Below are 21,699 nucleotides of genomic sequence, written 5' to 3'. Positions count from 1 at the left end.
CATTTCACTTCTTCCATTTTCTCCTTTAAAAAAGAGGATAAAAAGGGTAAACTAAAAATTATAATTTTTCCCCTTTTATGAGAGGTAGTTGCGAATGAATCTTTTAGACCATTACCAGGCATTAACCAAAGTTATCAAGGAATCAAGCGAACAGTCCTTTACTGTTACAGAGGCCGCGAATGTGTTCGCATGTTCTGAACGGAATGCAAAACTATTAATTAAAAAAATGGAGCGGGCAGACTGGATTAAGTGGACTTCTGGCCAAGGCAGAGGAAATACATCGAGGATTGAATTGCTTAAGTCAGTAAGTATGCTTATCTATGAAGATGCGCAAAGTCGTGCTAAAGCAGGTTCAGTAGATTTAGCTATTCAACAGATCCAAGCATGTTCACCACAAGATCAACAACGTTTTTTAGCTTGGATGTCTGCTTATTTCGTCCAAAGTGATGCGCAGGAATTAGGTGATCATTTACGTTTCCCATCTTATCGTCCAATACCGGTATTAAATCCAGCACTTGTTGATCGGCGTTCGGAGAATCACATCATGCATCATTTATTTAATTGCTTGGTCAATTTTAATGAGAAAAAGCAGTTCTCAGGAGAGCTGGCACATCATTGGACATGCGATGAGACATTTTCAACTTGGACCTTTTACTTACGCAAAAGTGTTTATTTTCATAATGGTGCTTTGTTCACAAGTGCTGATGTTAAAAAGCGCTTCGAAGAAATTCATTCGTTTTGGGGCTTGCAATCATTAGATACCATAACCTGTATGAATGCATACACCTGCCAATTTTCGTTTAGTCGTCCGCACCCGATGTTTCTACATATACTCGCTTCCCTTCCTTGTTCAATCTTGCATGAGGATAGCACAAATCGATTACCTATTGGCACAGGACCATTTCAATTAGTTCAAAATACCAATCAAAAACTTACAATGATCGCGTTTGATCGCTATTTTTTATCAAGACCATTACTTGAGGATGTAACGATGTATTTTTTCCCTCACCTTTATGACAATCAACCTGCATATGAATTAGCATCTGATAACCGTTTGAATTTTTATCACTACCCATATGAACTTCAATCAAACGCAAACTTAAATCAATTTGATCAAATGGATCAGGGCTGCAAACTCCTAACTCTTAACACAACAAAAGGACCAATGAATGATACGCTACTCAGAGAAGCCATTTATCATCTTCTTGAACCAGAAGATTTAATCCGTTCATGTAAAGGGAATCGCTTTGTTCGAGCAACTCGCCTCCGGTTAGAAACAGAAACCTCTCCGACTCTAGAGCGATCTAAAGAAACAGGCAAGCAGCTTCTTGAAGCAAGTAAATACGATGGTCAAATCCTGCAGCTTTATAGTTACGAGGGGGCAGGGAATGAAGCAGATGCCGAGTGGATTCAATTACAATTAACTAAAGCAGGTATAACAATTGATATTCACGTAATTCCCTATGACTCTTTTCACTCGAACAAAAAAAAAGAAGCGCACCTCCTTTTAGGAGAGCAGCTTGTTTATGATGACTCTTGTTACACTTATTTAAACGCCTTCTTTCATGTACATGGAATTATTTACGGTCAACAGAATGTATTCGCATTGGATGATACACCCTATTTTTCACCAGATCGTGTTGATGGTTCTTTATCATTACTTGAAAGCTTAGAACATCAATTAGTCAATCAATTTATTATGATCCCATTGTATCGTATAAAACAGTTTGCCATCTTTCCACCAAAAATGATGGATGTCGTACTAAATACATTTGGCTGGGTGGATTATACAAAACTTTGGATTAAACCCGACACATTAAAAAGCTAGGCTTTGCCTAGTTTTTTAATGTCTTCCTCCATCTATTAAATCTCTCAATGTTCGCTACGTATGCTGCTTGATCAAACTCAGTTCCACATTCGTGAAGCACCCACGGATGGGGTTGATGAGCAATTCCGACTTCATAACCCGCTGCTTTAAATACTAAACTCTGAGTCGTGTCGTATAAATGCCAACCATCGAATTCCTCGATCCATTCTAAGTCGTGCTGCGTTGCCATTAACACACCATCAATCGCTGCAGCTTGTTGATACGCATAATCGGCTTCAATAAATGATAAGTACCCATAGGTCGTACGATTCTCTAAAATTTTCCCCGCTTTTTCAGAACTGTCCCACCAGACTCCATTAGCAGGAATATCTTTTGCTCCAATTACGCCAAGCAACCCTAATGTTGGATGATGTTGAAATAGAAATAATAAATCGTATAAAAACATGCGATTAATAATCATTGTATCTTGATGAATATACACTTTATAAGCTGCATCGCTTTCTTTCATCGCTTGATTATAACCACTTGTCATGCTACCCGCCTCGCGTACTGCTTTTTTTTCAATTGTAAATCCCCTTGGAAGGTGCAGCATATCAATATGACTTACAGCGCGTCGGTAAAGGTGTTCATCGTTCACACATGTAATAAAACAAACTTTAGTTTTGTCTAACATACACGCCCTCCACTTTTTCAGCAATGATCTAGTCAGTATATTCATGACTAATCCCTGTGTGCACAAAAAAGAACAAGCGCATAAATAAACGCTTGTTCTTTTCCATGTTATAGACGCTTTAAAGCGTTTGATAATTTAACTAACCCTTCATCAATTTCTTCTGTTGATATGGTCAGTGGAGGAATCATGCGCAATACTTCCCCTTCATTTCCACAGAAATAAAAGAGTACGCCTTCCTCTAATGCTAGGTCAAGAATCTTCATTGCCGTTTCTCCATCTTTTTGACCTGTTTCAGGATTAATAATCTCAATTCCAAACATCATTCCGAAATGGCGGATCGAACCAATCAACGGCCAAGCTTGTTTCAATTTCGTTAACTGCTCATACGCGTGGGTACCCACTTTTTTTACGTTCTCAAGCAATTTTTCTTCTTTAATAATAGCGATTGTAGCTCTTGCGGCAGCGCAAGCAAGCGGATTTCCTCCAAACGTTGTTGCGTGACTACCAAGCGTCCATTGCTGCATTAACTTATGGTTGGCGACAGTTGCACTTAACGGTAAACCCGAGGCAATTCCTTTTGCAACAGCCATAATGTCCGGAATAACATTAAATGCTTGAGCAGCAAACCATTCACCAGTACGTCCGAACCCAGTCTGAACTTCATCAAAGATTAATAAAATGCCATGTTCATCACAGATTTCACGTATCCGCTGCAACCACTCACGAGGAGGTACGATGTAGCCACCTTCCCCTAGAATGGGTTCAATAATAATTCCTGCTACTTCTTCAGGCAACACTTGGTGTGCAAACAAAGTCGCGAAAGATTGCTCTAATTCTTCCAACGCCTGCTCAACTGGTTGCCCTGGTTTATAGTAAGGAATTTGATAGGCCATGCCTTGAGCAGGTTGATGCTTTCGGTATTTTCCTTTTGACGTGCTAACGCTTAAAGATCCCATCGTTCTTCCGTGAAACCCACCAATAAATGAGACGATATAAGATCGTTTGCTTACATGACGGGCAAGCTTTAAGGCACCTTCCACCGCTTCCGTCCCGCTATTTCCAAAAAAGAAACAATCTAAATCGCCAGGCATGATTTCTGCCAATTCACTTGATAGGTTTAAAATTGACTCATATTGAATAACACCAATCGGACCATGAGTAAAATGATCCAATTCGTCTTTAATCGCCTGAATAACTTTTGGATGGCGATGACCAACATTTGTTACAGCAATTCCTGAGGTGAAATCAAGATATTTCTCCCCGTTAACACCGTAATAATAACAACCTTCCTCTTTTACAACAGGTAAGTTCGGATGGTCTTTTGCCATACTTGGTGCTAGACGATAAGGAATTGTTTCGGCGAGTTTATTCCATTCTTGTGACATTCATGCTGTCCCCTTTTAAAGAAAAATAATAAAGTGTGCGATCAATACAACAACAGGTATTGCAATGATCGTACGTTGTAAAAAGATAATGAGTAACTGCCAAAACGAAATCGGGATACTCGAACGCATTAGCATCACACCAATTTCTGACATATAAACAAGCTGAATAAGTGATACGGCACCAACAACAAAGCGCGTTAATTCACTTTCAATACTTGCTCCTAGTATAGCTGGTAAAAACATGTCTGCAAAGCCCACAAGTAAAGCAGGAGCAGCTTGAGCCGCCTCAGGAATCGCCACCCATTCGAGCACGGGTACTAATGGATACGATAAATACGTAAAAATAGGAGTAAATTCTGCAATGATCAATGCGATTGTACCGATGGCCATGACAAGCGGTAGCATCCCAAACCAAATATCAAGCGCGTTAAACGCGCCTTTCTTAAGTACTTGATCTAGCTTTGGAGCCACCTTAGCTTTCTCTACCCCTCTACCAAAAGCACTTTTCCAAAGTGAACCTTCACTAACTGTTTCTTGAATTGCACCGGGTTGTTCGCCGTGATACGTATTGCTTATTTTGGATAATGGCGGAATACGTGGACAAATTAGCGCTGCCACAAACACACCTACAAGTACCGTTAAATAAAACGGGACAAAAAGTTCTTCTATGTTTAAAATTCTAGCAATAATTAAACTAAATGCAATCGACGTAATCGTAAAGTTCGTGACGATCACAGCTGATTCACGCTTCGTATAGTAGCCGTTCTCATACTGATTGATGGTTATTAAAATACTCATCATATTATTCCCCATCCATGAAGCAAGGGAATCAACAGATGCTCTTCCTGGCAAGTTAAACAAAGGACGCATCACTTTTTTTGCAAGTGTTCCAAGCCACTCCATTAACCCATACTCAAGTAATAATGGCATAAGCATTCCCATTACAACTGACCAAACTGCAAGGACTGGTAATAAGTTTGTAAAAACTTCCCCACCAGTTGCCCCGCCATAAATAAATTCAAATCCTGTTCCAGTCATGACCATTAAAGCAAAGATTGCCCCGAGCAATCGAATGCATGTCCATGTGAGACTCGTATAAAACAATCCTTTTAGGAAAGGTTGATTCATAATAAAAGCAGGCTTAATAAAGTAAGCAACTAAAGACATAAATCCAGAGATGATGAGAATGCCAAGTAAAAAAGAAGGTAGAACGCCAGATAGCGCCTGTTCAATTGAACTAGATGTATAGCCGATGATAACGGTCCAACTATCATCAATTTTGATGGGAACTAGAAAAAGAAGCACTCCTAATAAAGAAGGAAGTAAGAATAATAAAATATGACGGACCTTATGGTTTTTTTCTAAATGGCTTTCTTGTTTGTAACGTTCCATGCTGCTTGCTCCTCACAATGTATAATAAAACGAGATATTTTATAATTATACACACTGTGATTCGATTTGAACATCCTTTTTTTCTTACAGTTATTCCCTCCACAAGCGTGTAACTGCATCCAACTGTTCTCCAACGAAATCTAACTTGTATACATCAGGCATCGTTAAGCGCTTCCAAAAATCATAGGAATACGTGCTTTCAAGAGCATTCATAATTAAGGCAATTAAATTGCCGTGAGAACCGATAACAATCTGTTCTCCAGCATAGGTATTCAAGATTTGTTTTAAAGCAAACGCACCCCGTGCTTGAGCTGCTTGGTTTGATTCTCCACCTGGCCATGCGAAAGTCTCATCTTCCCACACTTTTTGGATGGCATAATTAAAATCATCTACAGGTGCGCCAGCTAAAAGCCGCTCCTTAAATAATTCTATTTCCTCAATCTCCATCCCTCTCGCGTTTGCAGCAACTTGAATGGTTTGCACTGCTCGTAAGTAGGGACTTGAAACAAACCGATCAATTCTCACGGCTTCTAGAACGTTCTTTACGTTCAGTGCTGCTTGAAATCCCTCTGCTGAAAGAGGTCTATTTCTTTCATCAGCTGTATAAGTTGAATGGGCATGTCTTACGAAAATAATACTTGTCATCTTTGTATCACATCCTCGCTAACAGTTTACACAATGACTCATAAAAAAAGCTACAGCGTGTTTATAACACACTGTAGCTTAATATGGAGACGGTGGGAATTGAACCCACGTCCAGAGACAACGACACTTACGCTTCTACGAGCGTAGTCTTCGTATTAGCATTTCGCTAACACGTCAGCCCGAAGACAGGCTTCTGTGCAGCTAGCCTGATTGGTCTCTTCCCGCTCCCTCAGGCGGAGGGAGCAAGGCGTATCCCACTTCAGTTGAGTCTCAGCCACTCCACATGGGCGATGGAGAGGTGAGACCGCTTAGCTTATGCAGCTAAAGCGAAGTTGTTGTTTTCTTTGCCAGTTAATTGGCTTGTGCGTTTTAACGAGGCCGACCCCTCGACTCGCAACGCAAGCACGACCTATCCCTGTCGAATCCAAAACGTCCCCCGGTTTTGGTAAATCCAAGCCTAACGCTTGAATTGTTTATTATACTAGAAATTGCTTAAAAATCAAGCTTTAGCCCTTCATTCGCTCTCGAATCGCGCGATCCATGTCACGTTTTGCATCTTTTCGTTTAAGCGTCTCGCGTTTGTCATAGTTCTTTTTCCCTTTAGCAAGCCCTATTAATACTTTGGCAAACCCATTTTTGATATACACTTTTAAAGGAACAACGGAATAGCCCTGTTGCTGCGTTTGCCCAATTAGCGTATTAATTTGTTTTTTATGAAGCAACAATTTACGAGGCCTAGTTGGCTCATGATTATAGCGATTTCCTTGTTCGTATTCACTAATGTGAGCGTTGAACAAATAAGCTTCTCCATTTTTTATCCGTGCAAACGATTCTTTTAAGTTCATTCTGCCAGCACGAATCGCTTTTATTTCAGTTCCAGTTAACACGATTCCAGCTTCGTATGTTTCTTCAATAAAGTAATCATGCCGCGCTTTTTTATTTTGTGCGACTACTTTCCCTTCAGAATTAGACATTGTCCCACCTACATCTTTCTATTCAATTCCTTTTTCATCGTAGGAATGACTGATTTATTTAAATCCAAAGCGCTTCTTTTTTCTTCCGAACAGTTGATCCAAGGCAAGCAAATTACTTCCATTTAAAATGAACAAAATCGAGACAGCAAGCAGGACAAGATCAAGTTCAAACCCACCTAAAAAGCCTGCATCGAGCTTCACTGTAAAAAGAGCAACACCCATAACAATTGCAAAGACAGCGCCACAAATGCGTGTACCAAGACCAAGAACTAGTGCTAGGCCTCCAATGATTTCAATAATCGCCACGACGCTAGCCATTACTAAGGGAGCTGGGATACCAACCGATGAAAAAAATTCACCAGTCGCTTCAATTCCTCCATTAAACTTGTCAAGTCCATGGATGATAAATGTTATCCCCGCTATAACTCGTAATAATAATATACCAAATTCTGTTTTCATGCTGCTTCTCTCCCTTCCCCAATTAGTGTAAAGGGAGAGAAACATTTAAACAAGCTTGTTCTAAGAAGAACAGTCAAAGGTCCTATTTAGTCTCATTCAGACGTTAAGATTGATTTTTATTCCGCTTGCCTTTTTTACGCTTTGCTTTTGGGGCATTTTCATAAAAGGCTTTCTTTTTCTTCTTCCCGCCTGAAGGACGCTTTGCATCTTTAGTGGGATCTCCTGTTAACTTCCGCCTTTTAGGTTTTCCATTGCGACGATCGCCGCCTTCAATTACTTTCGGTCTCGCTTTCGATTTGCGGTCTTTACGTTGCTTCATACCCACAATTTCAAAATCAACCGAGGCTTCTTCAACATTTACCTGAACGACCCTGACTTCAAGTTCATCACCGATGCGAAAAACCGTTCCACTACGCTCACCGATCATCGCATAATGCTTTTGATCGTAGCGGTAGTAGTCATCTGTTAAATAACTGACATGAACGAGCCCTTCAACAGTATTTTCTAACTCAACAAATAAGCCAAAGTTGGTCACACCGCTAATCATACCCGTATAAACTTCACCAACTTTATCTGACATATACTGTGCTTTCTTCACGTTATCTGTATCACGTTCAGCATCTACTGAGCGACGCTCCATATCTGAGGCATGAGCAGTCAAGCCAGGCAAGCGCTCCTGCCACTTGTCCTGCGTTTTTTTATCGGTTTTACCTTGAATTAAGTAAGTGCGAATTAAACGATGGACAAGTAGATCTGGATAACGACGTATTGGAGAGGTAAAATGGGTGTAAAATTCAGCTGATAAACCAAAATGTCCAACAGAATTTACATCGTATTTCGCCTGTTTCATCGACCGTAACATGACACGACTAATAATGGTTTCTTCTGGTTCACCTTTGATTTCTGCTAACAGTGACTGAAGCGCCCGAGGATGAATCGTGTTGCTCGTTCCGCGGACAACATAGCCGAAACCAGTAATAAATTCAAGAAACGATTCAAATTTACCAGCGTCAGGATCTTCATGTATCCGATACACGAATGGAAGCTTCATCCAATGAAAATGTTCAGCTACGGTCTCGTTTGCTGCAAGCATAAACTCTTCAATTAATTTTTCGGCAACAGAGCGCTCACGCAGTACAACCTCTTTCGGCGTACCATCTTCTTCAACAAGGACTTTGGCTTCTTTAAAATCAAAATCAATTGCACCTCGCGTAAATCGCTTGTTTCTAAGAATCGCCGCTAGCTCTTCCATTTCTTCAAACATGGGAACAAGGGGTGCGTACTTCTCTCTTAGTTCACTTTCCTGATCGGTCAAAATCTCATTCACATCGCGGTACGTCATCCGCTCTGTCGTGTTAATGACGCTTTGATAAATATCATGGCTAATCACTCCGCCATTTTCATCAATTTCCATATCACAAGAAAGCGTCAAGCGATCAACTTGTGGGTTTAAACTGCATATTCCATTTGACAAGCGATGTGGAATCATCGGAATAACTCGATCGACTAGATATACACTTGTTGCACGCTCCGATGCTTCTTTGTCAATTGGTGAATTCTCCTGAACATAATGAGACACATCGGCAATGTGTACACTTAACTTGTAATTACCGTTGGAGAGTTTCTTTACTTGAACGGCATCATCTAAATCTTTTGCATCGGCACCATCGATCGTTACGATGATTTCTTCACGTAAATCGCGACGATTGTTCAGATCCTTTTCTGCTATGGTATCCGGTACCTGCTCTGCTTGCTCAAGCGTTTCCTCTGAAAAACTTTGCGGAATGTTGTATTTATAAATAATGGAAAGGATGTCCATTCCCGGATCATTTTTATGACCCAAGACTTCTTTAATTTCTGCCTCTCCGCCAAAACGCCCTTCTGGATATTTCGTAATCGTCGCAATGACTTTGTGACCATCAGCAGCACCTTTCTCTTTCCCTTTTGTAACAAGGAAATCAGCACTAACTCGTTTATCATCAGCCACAATAAGGGCATAGGATGGAAACTCTTTATATTCTCCGACGATCTCCGTTACTTTCCGTTCGACAATTCGAATTATCTTTCCTTCAGCGCGTGAACCGTTTGAACGTTCATCAATTCGTACGAGAACAATATCACCATTCATTGCACCAAGCAAAGATCCCTGTGGTACATAAACATCTTCATCACCCTCTTCAGGGATAATAAAGGCAAAGCCCTTCGCGTGACCTTGAACTCTTCCTTTAATTAAATTTAATTTATCTGGGGTGCCGTATCGATTTGTTCGTGTTCGAACGACTTGCCCAGTTTCTTCTAACTCGTTTAATTGATGAATCAACTCTTTAAAAGCTTGACTTGAAGTGATTGAAAAGTGCTCTTCAAGTTCATCAACCGAAACAGGTTTTTTTGCTTCATTATTAAAAAAAGCAAGTAAATCTTCTTTATTTAGTTGACCAGACATTGTTTCACTCCTTTAATTTTTTTTAGTTTGACCAGTCTAATTCATTTAAAAACAACAAAATATCGTTGTGTAATTGTTCTTTTTCGTCACCAAGCGTAATGACATGGGTGGAATTTTCGTACCACTTTATTTCTTTATCGTCGGTCTCAATCGAATCATAAATAATGGTTGCACTCTCTGTATCAATCATCTCATCATGCCGAGCTTGTACAACAAATGAAGGAGCGTAGATTAGATCTAAATCAGTACGAACTTCATCCATCAATCCCCGAAGTTTATAAAGGGCATCCATTGATGTTTCTTCTAAGCTTGCAACTTCTTTCTTAATCTGATCCATTGCTTTTTTTTCAAGTAGTTTATATTCGCGTGAATACTTCAGGAAGCCTTTTTTTATCGCTTCTTCTGTTTTTGGTCGAACAGGCGCACACATCGTGACGATACCTTTTACTGGTTTTGAAAAACCCAATTTTAATGAAAAGACCCCGCCTAAAGACAGGCCACAAACGGCAATTTCATCATATCCTTCAGATTGAAGGTGAGCGTAAGCAGCCTCTACATCCTCCCACCAATCTTCTGGGCTATATTGTACAAGCTCTTCTGGCGGCACCCCGTGTCCACGATAAAGCGGCGCATAACAAGTATAGCCTTCTTTTTGTAAAAATCTTCCGAGCATGCGGACATCGGCCGTTGTTCCGGTGAAGCCGTGCAAGAGCAATACTGCTCGTTTTCCAGCTTTAAAAGTAAATGGTTTTGGTGCTACTAACTTCATGTTGTTATTCGCCCTTTCTGCATTAACTTGATGTTAAAAACGTTTGGATCTCATTAATTACTTTATCCGATTCAAACCCATGACAAATCATATGTCGTGATTGTTTCATCACTAGTAGTTCTTTTTCTTCCGACTCGATGACATCATATAGATGATAAGCTGATTTTAGCGGGACAAGCCCGTCTAACTCACCTTGAATAATGAGCGTTGGAATCTTTATGCGGCTTGCATATGGCTTTGTTTTTTGAATCAATTGTAAAAATTGACCAACAGCGGCAAAAGGGGTTTCTCTGAACTTTTGCTCATAGAGTTCAATTAGCTGGTCTTCTTCCTGTGTACCAGTAATATGAAAACGAATGGTTCCAATCATATCTTTAAAAAATTGTTTAGGATTTACATAATGGGCCGCAGCATTCAACAGTACAAGCTTATTTACAGGATACCTTGCCGCAATGTAACTTGCTAGCATTCCACCCATTGAGAAACCGATCACATACAGCGTAGAGCATCTTTTTTCAAGCTCCTCAATTGCAACCTCGACCGCATAAACCCATTCCTCATACGTAGCCGATTTCAATTCCGTTGCGCTTTTTCCATGTCCCGGCAATACGGGTGTATAAACGAGCCAGTCATCTTGCTTAGCTAGTGAATCAGCAACAGGCTGAACTTCCCATGGATCACCTGTAAAACCATGTATACATAAGCATCCAATCACCTGAACCGCCTCTTTCTATGATGTTATTAAATTTGCCAACCGCTCATACGACCGTATACGTTCATTAAAATCATATAGATTGCAGAGCACAAGAAATTGATTAGAGTTAGCTTGTTCTGAAAGACGATTTAACTTCTCTTTAACCGTTGCTAAAGAGCCAACAATCATTCTATTACGGTTCAAATGAATCCGGTTTTTATCATTTTCAGTTAATCGGTTTGGAATCGCTGCAGGAATTCGACTATCTAATCCTTTTTCAGTTTGCAGAAGCCATACATCTTGACTCTCTGCAAGTTTTTCAGCATGTTCATCTGATTCACCACATACCACAAAAACAGCCGTTAGCGCCTCTGGTGCTTTAAATTTTTGACGATTAAACGCTTTTTGGTAGGCCAGATGAGCCTCTTTAAAACGCACTGGCTGAATAAAATACCCATGGACAAAACCAAGACCTCGTTCTGCTGCTTGAATGGCACTTCGTTCTCCTAAGCCTAAAACAAATAAATCAGGCGGTGTTTGTGGAAATGGCGATGCCGTTATACCATTGTACGCATGGTTTTGTGTCCAGTTAATGACATCATCCACTTTGTCCCAGAATTGATTTAGTTCACTCTCTTTGTTGTTTGCTAACGCTCTCCTAATCTTTTCGGTACCTCCAGGCGAACGTCCCAAACCACCATCTATTCTTCCAGGAAAGCTAACCGCTAACTGATTAAGCTGACTCGCTACTTTATATGAACTATATTGTGGAAGTAATATTCCACCTGACCCAAGTTTAATTGTTGTTGTTTTTGCTGCCATGCTGGCCATCCAAAGTTCTGGTGAACTTGAAATTAATCCTTTCGTGCCATGATGTTCAGCAAACCAATACCGTTCATAACCCCATTGCTCGGCTTTTTGGACCAAATATGTCGTTTGAATCGCTAGTGTTTCTGCTGTTAGGTTCGTTGGAATAGGCATTTGATCTAGTATATTTAACCGCAATGGTTTAATCACCTCTATTAAGCGAGTTTTCCTTTTTTCCACTCATTTCAAACACAAAAACAAAAAAACGCCCGGATGTGTCTCCAGACGCTACATAACCGATTCTTATAGGTAGAAAGCATTAAGTCCTGTCAGAACAAAAAACAACACGGCAAGTACAATTGTAGAACGATGCAAAACCGCATCAAGTCCACGCGCTTTCTGTTTACCAAGCAACTGCTCTGCTCCACCAGATATAGCTCCTGCTAAGCCTGAGCTACGGCCTGGTTGTAACAAGATACTCGTTACAAGAAGAACAGATACAATTATTAAAGCAATCATTAGAAACAGCTGCATCAAGACACCTCCACGAACACATTCAATGTTTTAATTTTATCACAGTGCTTACGTTGATACAATAGGTTAACTCTTTAAGAGTTTCAGTTTTTTTTTCCACAATTCAATTGTCTGCCCAGCTGATTTCAACTGGTACTGCACACCATTTGTTAATTGTGCATATGGCGCACGATCACTCTTGACGTTTTTTACAGTAGCTTCAAATAAAGCACTCTCTTCCTCATAACGTAAAAATGTGACGTCAAGCTGAAGATCATAGGCAGTTGGCGGAATAACCACCATTAATGTTGCTTTTTTGGATTTCATTACATAATTAACCGTGTTTGTTTTTTGCCAAAGAGCCATTCGAATTTGAGTTTCAGTTAAACAAAGCACCTCTCCCACGCTTACCATTGCTTTATAGGGATAGCCATTATCATCAATTGTCACAAAGTGCATCGCAACATCGCTTTTTTTCTCTAGCTGTTCTCCATTAAGATAAGTAACGATTTCATCAGGTATATGCTTCACTTTATAATCCATCCCAACGTTGTGCGTCAGGATGTTCAATCCCTATTTGATCAAGCACTCGATAAACAAGATGATTAACCATATCCTCAAGTGTCTCTGGCTGGTTGTAAAATGCCGGAACCGGCGGAAAGATTGTCACGCCCATTCTAGAAAGATCAGTCATGTTCTCTAAATGGATCGTATTTAACGGGGTTTCTCTCGTCATTAGTACAAGAGGCTTTCGTTCTTTTAACATCACATCTGCCGCTCTGGCAATTAAATTATCGGCTATTCCATTTCTAATTGAAGCGAGCGTTTTCATTGAACAAGGGGCAATAATCATGGCGTCCATACGCATAGAACCGCTAGATATTCGAGCTGATTGATCATCAAATGAATAAGAATAATCTGCTAAAGCCTGTACACCTTTAATTGTATAGTCCGTTTCATGGGCTATTGTTACCGCTGCCCATTTTGATAGAACAAGATGGGTTTCAACCTGGCTATTTTGTAACACTTCTAATAACTTTATACCAAAAGGTGCCCCTGTCGCACCTGTTATCCCAACAATCACTTTCATTACTAAATCGCTCCTACGTATAAAAGATAGTTATAGTATACAACGCCACTTATTTCATGAACAAATCATCACTCATAACGAATAAAATATCGAAACGTTTCACCAGTTAGTGAATAAATCAATTCATATTACTATTTCCTTTAATTACAAGTAGATATAGTTGATTAAAAAGTTTTTTTAAAATTTATTGAAAACTATTTCAATCATTGTATACTATCATCAATAGAAACGTTTCACTAAAAATACACTAGTTTTCACTAAGGGGATTTGACTATGAACAAACATAAAATTAAGTTGTATTCGGCACTCGCTTTAACCGTTTTTGTGCTCGGAGCATGTAATTCTAATGAATTAGGTGGAAGCTCAAACGAAAATGAAATTTCTGTTTGGACGATGTCAGGCGGCTTAGAAGATTTTGTATCAGAATTTGAAGATGAAACAGGAATGACTGTAAACGTTCAAACCATACCATGGAGCAATGCTCATGATCGTTTGCTTACAGCCGTAGCATCAGGAAATGGACCAGATGTTCTTCAAATCGGCACAACATGGGTAGCTGAATTTGCAGAAGCAGGAACTTTCCTTGATTTAAGTGATCACCTTGCTGATTATGAGAATCTTAGTCAAGATCGTTTTTTTGAGTCCGCGATTGACACAACAAATTTTGAAGACCAAGTTATTGGCGTTCCTTGGTATGTAGATACGCGTCTCCTGTACTATCGAACTGATTTGCTTGCGGAAGTGGGCTATCCAGATGGCCCAACCACATGGGATGACATGATTGACGCCTCTCGTCAATTAGCAGATCGAGGCGATGGTCAATATGCCATTGATTTGCCAACTGAAGACCCTCAGTTTCCATTTATTTTAGCATGGCAACAAGGTTGGAATTACGATGTAGACCTTGGTTCTGCCAATTTTGATGACCCGGCTTTTGAAGAAGCGATTCGGTTACATCATTTGTATTACAACGAAGAGCTTTCACAAATGGGCGAGGGAAAGGAATTCTTCCAAGCATTTGAAGAAGGTTCAAAGCCGATGTTTATTAGTGGTCCCTGGGATATTCGCACATTAAATGAGCGTGTTCCAGAACTGGAAGGTCAATGGGATGTTCATGTTATGCCAGAAGCTGTAACAAACGATTCAATGATTGGCGGCGCTCATCTTTCAATCTTCCATAATTCTACTAAAGTAGACCAATCACTTGAATTTTTAAACTGGATGGCCGAACCAGAAACACAGGTTCGCTGGTACGAAGAGAACAGTGAACTTCCAGCAATAATGGATGCTTGGGACAATCCAATACTAGCGGATAACACCATGGTAAGTACTTTTGGTGAACAATTGACTGCAACTCAGCCACTCCCACTTATCCCTGAATTTGAGCGACTTGGTCAAGAATTAATTAAGACACTAGAACAGATAAATCGAGGTGGCCAAGATATAGATCAGGCAATTGAGGAATATAAAGCAACTGTAAGCAGAATCTTAGGCGAATAACACTCCCATTAAAGGGTGCACGAAGCTGCACCCTTCTTGTATTTAACTAAAGAGGTGAAAATCATTGAATCGTTTTAAAATGAAAATGACCCCATTTTTATTTATTGCTCCTGCTGTTTTGCTGTTAGCTGTGTTCTCCTTTTTCCCAATTATTGTTGCCTTTGGCGTTAGCTTTACCGATATGAATTTAAGAAAATTAGCAGATTGGTCACAGATATCATTTGTAGGAATTGACAATTTCATAGCGTTATTTAGCGACACTCGCTTTCTACAATCGATGTTTAATACTTTTTTCTATGTTTTAATCGGTGTACCTTTAGCGGTTGGTAGTTCGTTTTTAATCGCTCTCCTACTCCACTTTGTTGGACGGTGGCTCTCTTCTACATTCCGTATTATTTACTACATGCCTTCCATTACGAACATCGTGGCGATTGCCATTGTTTGGGGGTTCTTATATAACCAAGAGTATGGCTTGTTTAATTACTTGCTCTCACTAATTGATGTTGCTTCTGTTCCGTGGTTAGAAGATCCTTTTATTGCAAAGCTTTCCCTTATTGCACTCGCTGTTTGGAAAAGTAATGGTGTCAGTATGCTGATTTTTTTAGCAGCATTAAAGTCAGTACCTAAATCGCTATATGAGGCAGCAGATATTGATGGTGCAAATCGAGTTCAAAAACTCTTTAAGATTACCATTCCATCCATGCGATTTGCTACTTTTTTTGTTACCGTTACCACGCTAATCGGCTGGCTACAGTTTTTTGAAGAACCGTTTATCATGACAAATGGTGGACCTTTGAATGGCACAAATTCAATGGCTTTGCTTATTTACCAAGAGGGCTTTCAATATAGTCAATTCGGCTATGGTGCAGCTGCTTCATTTATTCTATTTTTGTTCATCATTACGATTACACTTATACAGTTTAAATTTAGAAAATCTGAAGATTAAGGAGGGTTCATTTTGGAATTAAAGAATAAATTTGAACGAACAATTATTATTGGAATTCTTACACTGGGAGGAATTGCTGTATCGATTCCTTTTATATGGATGATTTTTAAGTTCATTTAAAGATGATCGAGAAGTCTTGCAAACACCACCAACATTATTTCCAGCCTCTCCAACCTTTGAACATTACATCAATCTATTTCAAAATCTAAACTTTGATATCTATTTAATGAACACCCTTATTATTGTCTTTTTCTCTATGGGTGGGTTATTGTTAAATACAATGGCTGGCTATGGTTTTGGTAAATTTAAATTTAAAGGAAAAGAATTTTGGTTTGCCGTTGTGCTGATTACGATGATGATTCCTGGTCAAGTCACAATGATCCCTACCTACCTTATTTTGAATGAGGCAGGGTTAACAAATACAATGACTGGTATTGTCTTGCCGGGTCTCATTGTTGCGTTTAATATCTTTTTAATTAGGCAGTTTATGGTTACGATTCCTGATGATTTAATTGAAGCTGCTCGACTTGACGGTGCAGGTGAACTCTATATTTTCTTTAAGCTTATTATTCCATTAACGAAACCTATATTAGCCGTGCAGATTATTCTTACGTTTATTGGTTCATGGAACAGCTTTATTTGGCCATTAATTATTGCAAGTGATCAATCACTCTATACATTATCCGTCGGACTAGCTCTCTTACAAGATCAGCATGTCACAAATTACGGACTACAAATGGCTGGTTCTACATTTATGGTAGTACCGATTTTAATTGTATTTATTTTGTTCCAAAAATACATTGTTGATGGTTTTAACGTTTCAGGTATTAAGTAGATAATCATAAGAAATAAATAAGGTTGAAAGTAAGTGATTTGGAGGTTGCGGATGGCAACAATAAAAGATGTAGCAAAATTAGCGGGGGTTGCCCTTTCAACAGCCTCATATGCGCTCAATCACAGCAACAAGATTAGCGACAGCACGAAGCGGAAAGTCCACGAAGCAGCAAAACAACTAAATTATTCTAAGAATGGTTTTGCTGCAGATCTAAAACGTACGAAAACAAATACGATCGCCATCATATTAAGTGATTTATCCGGTCCATTTTATTCTGAATTGATTAAGGGCGTTCAAGATGTGACCGCTTCAAAACACTATGGGTTAGTCGCCTGTAGCTCAGTTGGTGGCGATTCATCGACAGCAACGAAGTTTTTGACGGAAAAACGAGTTGACGGAGCGATTGTGCTTGCGCACAATATTACAGACGATCTCGTTTTCCAAGCGGCACAGCAAGGGATGCCTGTCGTTGTGCTAGATCGATTTTTAAAAGATGAGAATATCTATTGCGTCGAAGTTGATAATTGGCAAGGTGGCTACAATGCAACTTCTTATTTAATTGAACAAGAAATTAAAGAGATAGGCTTTATTAGTGGCCCAATTACTTCAAGAGATAATATTTTACGGACAGAAGGTTACAAACAAGCACTCAACGATGCTCACTTAACGTATCAATCCAAATGGCATCTAAATGGTGGCTTTACTAAAGAAGGTGGCTACCATGCTACGAAGTTATTGCTTGCTCAAGGTAATTTACCGGAAGCCCTTTTTTACGCCAATGATGAAATGGTAATTGGTGGCTTAGAAGCTTTTAAAGAAAAGAACATCCAAATCCCCGAGGACATATCAATCATCGGATTTGATGATATTCAGCTTGCTGGATACTTGCAACCGGCTTTAACAACGGTGAAACAACCTAAGTATGAAGCGGGAGCAATGGCAGCCCATATTATTTTTCAGTTACTCAATGGAGAACGCCCTGCTAATCATTGCATGCTAACAACTGAACTAGTGAAACGTTCAACCGTTAAAGAGAAATAGCTTATGAAACATAGCAAAAAGGCACGAGAGGAATTCCTCTCGTGCCTTTTTAACATTAAATCAGGCTTATTTGTTTAAGTTATAGAAAGACTTTAAGCCATTATACTGAGCTAAATCAGCAAGCTCGTCTTCAATGCGAAGAAGTTGGTTATACTTCGCTACGCGATCCGTACGTGATGGTGCTCCTGTTTTGATTTGACCAGCGTTTGTTGCAACAGCGATATCAGCAATAGTTGCATCTTCTGTTTCACCAGAGCGGTGTGAGATAACAGCCGTGTAGCCTGCGCGTTTGGCCATTTCAATTGCATCAAACGTCTCTGTAAGCGTACCAATTTGGTTTACTTTGATAAGAATAGAGTTGCTGATGCCTTTTTCAATTCCTTCAGCAAGCTTCTTCGTATTCGTTACAAATAAATCATCACCAACAAGCTGAACTTTATCACCAAGACGTTCTGTTAAAAGCTTGTGACCATCCCAGTCATTTTCGTCAAGACCATCTTCAATTGAGAGGATTGGATACTTAGAAACAAGGTCTTCGTAGAAATCAACCATTTCTGCTGAAGTAAGGACCTTACCTTCACCAGCTAAATGGTACTTGCCATCTTCTTTGTTAAATAGTTCTGAAGAAGCAACATCCATTGCAAGCTGTACTTGCTCGCCAGGCTTATAACCTGCTTTTTCAATTGCTTCAATGATTGTTGATAACGCTTCTTCGTTAGAAGATAGGTTGGGAGCAAATCCACCTTCGTCACCTACAGCTGTGTTGTAGCCTTTTGCTTTAAGAACAGATTTAAGGTTATGGAAGATTTCAGTTCCCATACGTAATGCTTCTTTGAAACTTTCAGCGCCTACTGGCATAACCATAAATTCTTGAATATCAACGTTATTATCTGCGTGCTCGCCACCGTTAATGATATTCATCATTGGAACTGGAAGTTGCTTTGCATTAAATCCACCAAGGTAAACATAGAGAGGCATATCAAGTGACTCTGCTGCTGCATGAGCACACGCCATTGAAACACCAAGAATCGCGTTTGCACCAAGATTTCCTTTATTTTCTGTTCCGTCTAAATCAATCATTAAACGGTCAATGCCAATTTGATCAAGAACATTTTCACCAACGAGTTCAGGTGCAATCGTTTCATTTACATTTGCTACTGCCTTTTCAACACCTTTACCCATGTAACGCTCGCCACCGTCACGAAGCTCAACTGCTTCGTACTCACCAGTTGAAGCACCACTCGGTACTAGTGAACGGCCCATGATACCTGTTTCAAGATGTACTTCTACTTCTATTGTTGGATTTCCACGTGAATCAAGCACTTCGCGTGCATAAACGTCAGAGATAATTGTCATATGATTTCACTCCTATTAATTAGATTGTTTTAATGTGTAACCGGTCATTTCTTTTGGCTTGTTAGCCCCTAGTAAATCTAGGACCGTTGGCGCTAGATCTGCCAAGACTCCATTCTCACGGAGCGACGTTCCTTTTTCAGTAACAATCACAGGAACTCGATTTGTTGTGTGGGCCGTCATTGGATTCCCTTCAAGCGTAATCACTTCATCCGCATTACCATGGTCTGCTGTAATAACCGCTACACCGCCTTTTGCAGTAAGGGCATCAACAATGCGTCCTAAACACTCATCAACCGCCTCGATTGCTTTTACTGTCGGTTCTAGCATGCCTGAGTGACCAACCATGTCTGGGTTGGCAAAGTTTAAGATGATCGCATCATGCTTTTCCGCTTCAATATCTGCAAGCAGGGCATCGGTCACTTCATAAGCACTCATTTCTGGCTGCAGGTCATAGGTTGCGACTTTCGGTGAGTTAATTAAAATTCGCTCTTCACCTGGAAATTCTTCTTCGCGTCCTCCGCTAAAAAAGAATGTGACATGGGGATATTTTTCCGTTTCAGCAATTCGAAGCTGGCGGTAATTCTGTTGTGAAAGAACTTCCCCTAATGTATTATCAAGGTTTGTTGGCTTAAAAGCAACAAAGCCATCTACCGTTTCACTGAATTTCGTTAAACAAACAAAATGAAGGTTTTTCGGATGAGAATTGCCTCGATCAAAGCCACGGAAGTCTTCATTTGTAAATACTTGAGACAACTGGATTGCTCGGTCAGGACGGAAATTACAGAAAATAATAGCATCATCATCGTTCACGGTGGCCACCGGTGTCCCATCATCGTTTGTAATAACAGATGGGATGACGAATTCATCGACAATGTCATTTCGATAACTATCCTCAACCACTTCTATTCCACTTGAATACGTTGGACCTTCTCCATAAGCCATCGCTCGGTAAGATTTTTCTACTCGATCCCAGCGTTGGTCACGATCCATTGCATAGTAACGCCCGTGAACCGTTGCAAGCTCACCTAAACCAAGTTCATCAAACTTCGCTTGTAATCCACGTAAATACACTTCTGCTGATGTTGGACCTACATCACGTCCATCAAGGAAACCATGAACATATACCTTTTCAACACCTTGTTGCTTTGCAAGATCAAGCATTGCATAAATATGTTCAATATGGCTGTGAATTCCACCATCGGATAAGAGCCCATAAATATGCAAAGCAGATTGCTTTTGCTTCACGTGGGTCATGGCGTTTAAAAACGTTTCATTTTCAAAGAACTCACCATCACGAATTGACACGTTCACACGGGTGAGGCTTTGGTAAACAACTCGACCTGCACCAATGTTTAAATGGCCAACTTCCGAGTTTCCCATTTGCCCCTCTGGAAGACCTACATATTCACCGTCAGCGCGAAGAGTAGCATGTGGATAAGTGTTCCAGTAGCGGTCAAAATTCGGCTTTTTTGCATGCGCAACCGCATTACCTTTTTCTTCTTCACGAAGTCCAAAACCATCGAGAATGATTAATGCTACTGGTTTCTTACTCATTTCGCTGCACCCGCCAACTCTTTAAACGAATCAGCTTCAAGACTTGCGCCTCCAACTAAAGCTCCATCAATATCGGATTGTGCCATGTACTCTTTAATATTTCCTGGTTTAACACTTCCGCCATATTGAATTCGAATAGCGTCTGCTGCATCTTGAGAAAACTGTGTAGCAACGACATTTCGAACAAATGCACAAGCTTCATTGGCATCTTGTTCAGTTGCTGATTTTCCAGTACCTATTGCCCAAATTGGCTCATAAGCGATAACCGTACTTTTCACTTGCTCTTCTGTTAAACCAGCAAGACCTTTTTCAACTTGCGCTTTAACAACAGATTCCATTTTCCCTGATTCGCGCTCTTCGTCCGTTTCACCACAGCACATAATTGGGACAAGATTGTGTGCAAACGCAGCATGGACCTTTTTATTAACAGACTCATCTGTTTCTGCAAACATTTCACGGCGTTCTGAATGTCCAATTACGACATATGAAACCGCAAGATCTTGTAAGGCAAGCGGACTAATTTCTCCTGTAAATGCACCATTTTCTTCAAAATGCATTGTTTGTGCACCGATTTTCAAATCCGTGTCTTTTGTAGCTGTTACAAGCTTCTCTAAGAAAAGAGCAGGAGCACATACAACTGTGTCGACCGCTACATTTGGCGGGATATCTTCTTTAACAGATTCAACAAATGCCGTTGCTTCACTTAATGTTTTATTCATTTTCCAGTTACCAGCAATGATAGGTTTACGCATCTTTTCTTCACCTCATCTTCAAAGTTTAGGAGATCATCTTATC

20 protein-coding genes, 1 other RNA gene and 1 pseudogene are annotated in these 21,699 nt (G+C 40.0%); 5 read left to right on the top strand and 17 right to left on the bottom strand.

Features of this window, described 5'->3' with window-relative positions:
• Positions 1-94: 94 nt before the first annotated feature.
• Positions 95-1,828 carry an ABC transporter substrate-binding protein gene (locus JOC54_RS18430; RefSeq protein WP_204468145.1) on the top strand — a complete coding sequence of 578 codons (1,734 nt, stop codon included), beginning with the start codon at positions 95-97 and terminating at the stop codon, positions 1,826-1,828.
• A gap of 7 nt (positions 1,829-1,835) precedes the next feature.
• Here the strand turns inward: JOC54_RS18430 and JOC54_RS18425 are convergent, their stop codons facing one another.
• From JOC54_RS18425 to JOC54_RS18360, 14 genes are all read right to left on the bottom strand, one after another.
• Positions 1,836-2,501 carry a glycosyltransferase family protein gene (locus tag JOC54_RS18425; RefSeq protein WP_204468143.1) on the bottom strand — a complete coding sequence of 222 codons (666 nt, stop codon included), beginning with the start codon at positions 2,499-2,501 and terminating at the stop codon, positions 1,836-1,838.
• A gap of 107 nt (positions 2,502-2,608) precedes the next feature.
• Entirely contained in the window at positions 2,609-3,886 is a 1,278-nt protein-coding gene (locus JOC54_RS18420) for an aspartate aminotransferase family protein (RefSeq protein WP_204468141.1), read from the bottom strand.
• Between the two features lie 15 nt (positions 3,887-3,901).
• A complete protein-coding gene (locus tag JOC54_RS18415) occupies positions 3,902-5,278 on the bottom strand; it encodes a YjiH family protein (RefSeq protein ID WP_204468140.1) in 1,377 nt (458 codons plus the stop codon).
• Positions 5,279-5,368: 90 nt separating this feature from the next.
• Positions 5,369-5,923 (bottom strand): histidine phosphatase family protein, encoded by a 555-nt coding sequence (locus JOC54_RS18410; protein WP_204468139.1) that lies wholly within the window; start codon positions 5,921-5,923, stop codon positions 5,369-5,371.
• 81 nt (positions 5,924-6,004) lie between these two features.
• Positions 6,005-6,360: a transfer-messenger RNA gene (gene ssrA / locus JOC54_RS18405) on the bottom strand.
• A 69-nt stretch (positions 6,361-6,429) separates the two neighbouring features.
• Positions 6,430-6,897, bottom strand: a complete 468-nt coding sequence (smpB, locus tag JOC54_RS18400) for an SsrA-binding protein SmpB (RefSeq protein ID WP_035420515.1) — start codon at positions 6,895-6,897, stop codon at positions 6,430-6,432.
• A gap of 54 nt (positions 6,898-6,951) precedes the next feature.
• The gene (locus JOC54_RS18395) at positions 6,952-7,356 is read right to left on the bottom strand and encodes a DoxX family protein (RefSeq protein ID WP_204468136.1); all 405 of its coding nucleotides are present in this window, start codon (positions 7,354-7,356) and stop codon (positions 6,952-6,954) included.
• 103 nt (positions 7,357-7,459) lie between these two features.
• Entirely contained in the window at positions 7,460-9,799 is a 2,340-nt protein-coding gene (rnr, locus tag JOC54_RS18390) for a ribonuclease R (protein WP_204468134.1), read from the bottom strand.
• A gap of 22 nt (positions 9,800-9,821) precedes the next feature.
• Positions 9,822-10,568: an alpha/beta hydrolase gene (locus JOC54_RS18385; RefSeq protein WP_204468131.1), complete on the bottom strand. Its 747-nt coding sequence runs from the start codon at positions 10,566-10,568 to the stop codon at positions 9,822-9,824.
• Positions 10,569-10,590: 22 nt separating this feature from the next.
• A complete protein-coding gene (locus JOC54_RS18380; RefSeq protein ID WP_204468129.1) occupies positions 10,591-11,283 on the bottom strand; it encodes an alpha/beta hydrolase in 693 nt (230 codons plus the stop codon).
• Between the two features lie 15 nt (positions 11,284-11,298).
• Positions 11,299-12,267, bottom strand: coding sequence for an LLM class flavin-dependent oxidoreductase (locus tag JOC54_RS18375; RefSeq protein WP_204468125.1), 969 nt, complete (start codon positions 12,265-12,267; stop codon positions 11,299-11,301).
• Between the two features lie 105 nt (positions 12,268-12,372).
• Positions 12,373-12,603, bottom strand: coding sequence for a preprotein translocase subunit SecG (gene secG, locus JOC54_RS18370; protein WP_035420522.1), 231 nt, complete (start codon positions 12,601-12,603; stop codon positions 12,373-12,375).
• A gap of 66 nt (positions 12,604-12,669) precedes the next feature.
• A complete protein-coding gene (locus tag JOC54_RS18365; protein ID WP_204468122.1) occupies positions 12,670-13,113 on the bottom strand; it encodes a hypothetical protein in 444 nt (147 codons plus the stop codon).
• 1 nt (position 13,114) lies between these two features.
• Complete coding sequence (locus JOC54_RS18360) at positions 13,115-13,672, bottom strand: non-oxidative hydroxyarylic acid decarboxylases subunit B (protein ID WP_204468120.1); 558 nt, start codon at positions 13,670-13,672, stop codon at positions 13,115-13,117.
• A gap of 273 nt (positions 13,673-13,945) precedes the next feature.
• Between JOC54_RS18360 and JOC54_RS18355 the strand changes: the two genes are divergently transcribed.
• The 4 genes and pseudogenes from JOC54_RS18355 (at position 13,946) to JOC54_RS18340 (ending at position 17,994) form a co-directional block, all read left to right on the top strand.
• On the top strand, positions 13,946-15,172 hold the full coding sequence (locus tag JOC54_RS18355; RefSeq protein ID WP_204468118.1) for an extracellular solute-binding protein: 1,227 nt from the start codon (positions 13,946-13,948) through the stop codon (positions 15,170-15,172).
• A 64-nt stretch (positions 15,173-15,236) separates the two neighbouring features.
• The gene (locus JOC54_RS18350; RefSeq protein ID WP_204468116.1) at positions 15,237-16,118 is read left to right on the top strand and encodes a carbohydrate ABC transporter permease; all 882 of its coding nucleotides are present in this window, start codon (positions 15,237-15,239) and stop codon (positions 16,116-16,118) included.
• Between the two features lie 12 nt (positions 16,119-16,130).
• Positions 16,131-16,953: pseudogene (locus tag JOC54_RS18345) on the top strand (carbohydrate ABC transporter permease).
• A 51-nt stretch (positions 16,954-17,004) separates the two neighbouring features.
• A complete protein-coding gene (locus JOC54_RS18340) occupies positions 17,005-17,994 on the top strand; it encodes a LacI family DNA-binding transcriptional regulator (RefSeq protein WP_204468114.1) in 990 nt (329 codons plus the stop codon).
• Between the two features lie 66 nt (positions 17,995-18,060).
• On the opposite strand, the gene eno is transcribed toward JOC54_RS18340, so the two are convergent.
• The 3 genes from eno to tpiA are packed head-to-tail and all read right to left on the bottom strand — an operon-like array spanning position 18,061 to position 21,656.
• The gene (gene eno, locus JOC54_RS18335) at positions 18,061-19,350 is read right to left on the bottom strand and encodes a phosphopyruvate hydratase (RefSeq protein ID WP_035420531.1); all 1,290 of its coding nucleotides are present in this window, start codon (positions 19,348-19,350) and stop codon (positions 18,061-18,063) included.
• A gap of 15 nt (positions 19,351-19,365) precedes the next feature.
• Entirely contained in the window at positions 19,366-20,904 is a 1,539-nt protein-coding gene (gene gpmI, locus JOC54_RS18330) for a 2,3-bisphosphoglycerate-independent phosphoglycerate mutase (protein ID WP_204468112.1), read from the bottom strand.
• Positions 20,901-21,656, bottom strand: a complete 756-nt coding sequence (gene tpiA, locus JOC54_RS18325) for a triose-phosphate isomerase (RefSeq protein ID WP_204468110.1) — start codon at positions 21,654-21,656, stop codon at positions 20,901-20,903. The genes gpmI and tpiA overlap by 4 nt, the downstream gene beginning before the upstream one ends.
• Positions 21,657-21,699: the final 43 nt, after the last annotated feature.

The organism is Shouchella xiaoxiensis (assembly GCF_016907895.1).
GTDB lineage: Bacteria > Bacillota > Bacilli > Bacillales > Bacillaceae_D > Shouchella > Shouchella xiaoxiensis.
Note: the sequence above shows the minus strand (reverse complement) of the source record. Positions and strands in the feature narration are given on the sequence as shown.

What these genes read in the sequence shown, in the direction of transcription:
- JOC54_RS18410 (WP_204468139.1), bottom strand. Translation starts at nt 5,923, where the DNA reads ATGACAAGTATTATTTTCGTAAGACATGCCCATTCAACTTATACAGCT.
- gpmI (WP_204468112.1), bottom strand. Translation starts at nt 20,904, where the DNA reads ATGAGTAAGAAACCAGTAGCATTAATCATTCTCGATGGTTTTGGACTT.
- JOC54_RS18340 (WP_204468114.1), top strand. Translation starts at nt 17,005, where the DNA reads ATGGCAACAATAAAAGATGTAGCAAAATTAGCGGGGGTTGCCCTTTCA.
- tpiA (WP_204468110.1), bottom strand. Translation starts at nt 21,656, where the DNA reads ATGCGTAAACCTATCATTGCTGGTAACTGGAAAATGAATAAAACATTA.
- JOC54_RS18385 (WP_204468131.1), bottom strand. Translation starts at nt 10,568, where the DNA reads ATGAAGTTAGTAGCACCAAAACCATTTACTTTTAAAGCTGGAAAACGA.
- JOC54_RS18420 (WP_204468141.1), bottom strand. Translation starts at nt 3,886, where the DNA reads ATGTCACAAGAATGGAATAAACTCGCCGAAACAATTCCTTATCGTCTA.
- eno (WP_035420531.1), bottom strand. Translation starts at nt 19,350, where the DNA reads ATGACAATTATCTCTGACGTTTATGCACGCGAAGTGCTTGATTCACGT.
- JOC54_RS18395 (WP_204468136.1), bottom strand. Translation starts at nt 7,356, where the DNA reads ATGAAAACAGAATTTGGTATATTATTATTACGAGTTATAGCGGGGATA.
- JOC54_RS18360 (WP_204468120.1), bottom strand. Translation starts at nt 13,672, where the DNA reads ATGAAAGTGATTGTTGGGATAACAGGTGCGACAGGGGCACCTTTTGGT.
- JOC54_RS18425 (WP_204468143.1), bottom strand. Translation starts at nt 2,501, where the DNA reads ATGTTAGACAAAACTAAAGTTTGTTTTATTACATGTGTGAACGATGAA.
- JOC54_RS18355 (WP_204468118.1), top strand. Translation starts at nt 13,946, where the DNA reads ATGAACAAACATAAAATTAAGTTGTATTCGGCACTCGCTTTAACCGTT.
- rnr (WP_204468134.1), bottom strand. Translation starts at nt 9,799, where the DNA reads ATGTCTGGTCAACTAAATAAAGAAGATTTACTTGCTTTTTTTAATAAT.
- JOC54_RS18415 (WP_204468140.1), bottom strand. Translation starts at nt 5,278, where the DNA reads ATGGAACGTTACAAACAAGAAAGCCATTTAGAAAAAAACCATAAGGTC.
- JOC54_RS18430 (WP_204468145.1), top strand. Translation starts at nt 95, where the DNA reads ATGAATCTTTTAGACCATTACCAGGCATTAACCAAAGTTATCAAGGAA.
- smpB (WP_035420515.1), bottom strand. Translation starts at nt 6,897, where the DNA reads ATGTCTAATTCTGAAGGGAAAGTAGTCGCACAAAATAAAAAAGCGCGG.
- secG (WP_035420522.1), bottom strand. Translation starts at nt 12,603, where the DNA reads ATGCAGCTGTTTCTAATGATTGCTTTAATAATTGTATCTGTTCTTCTT.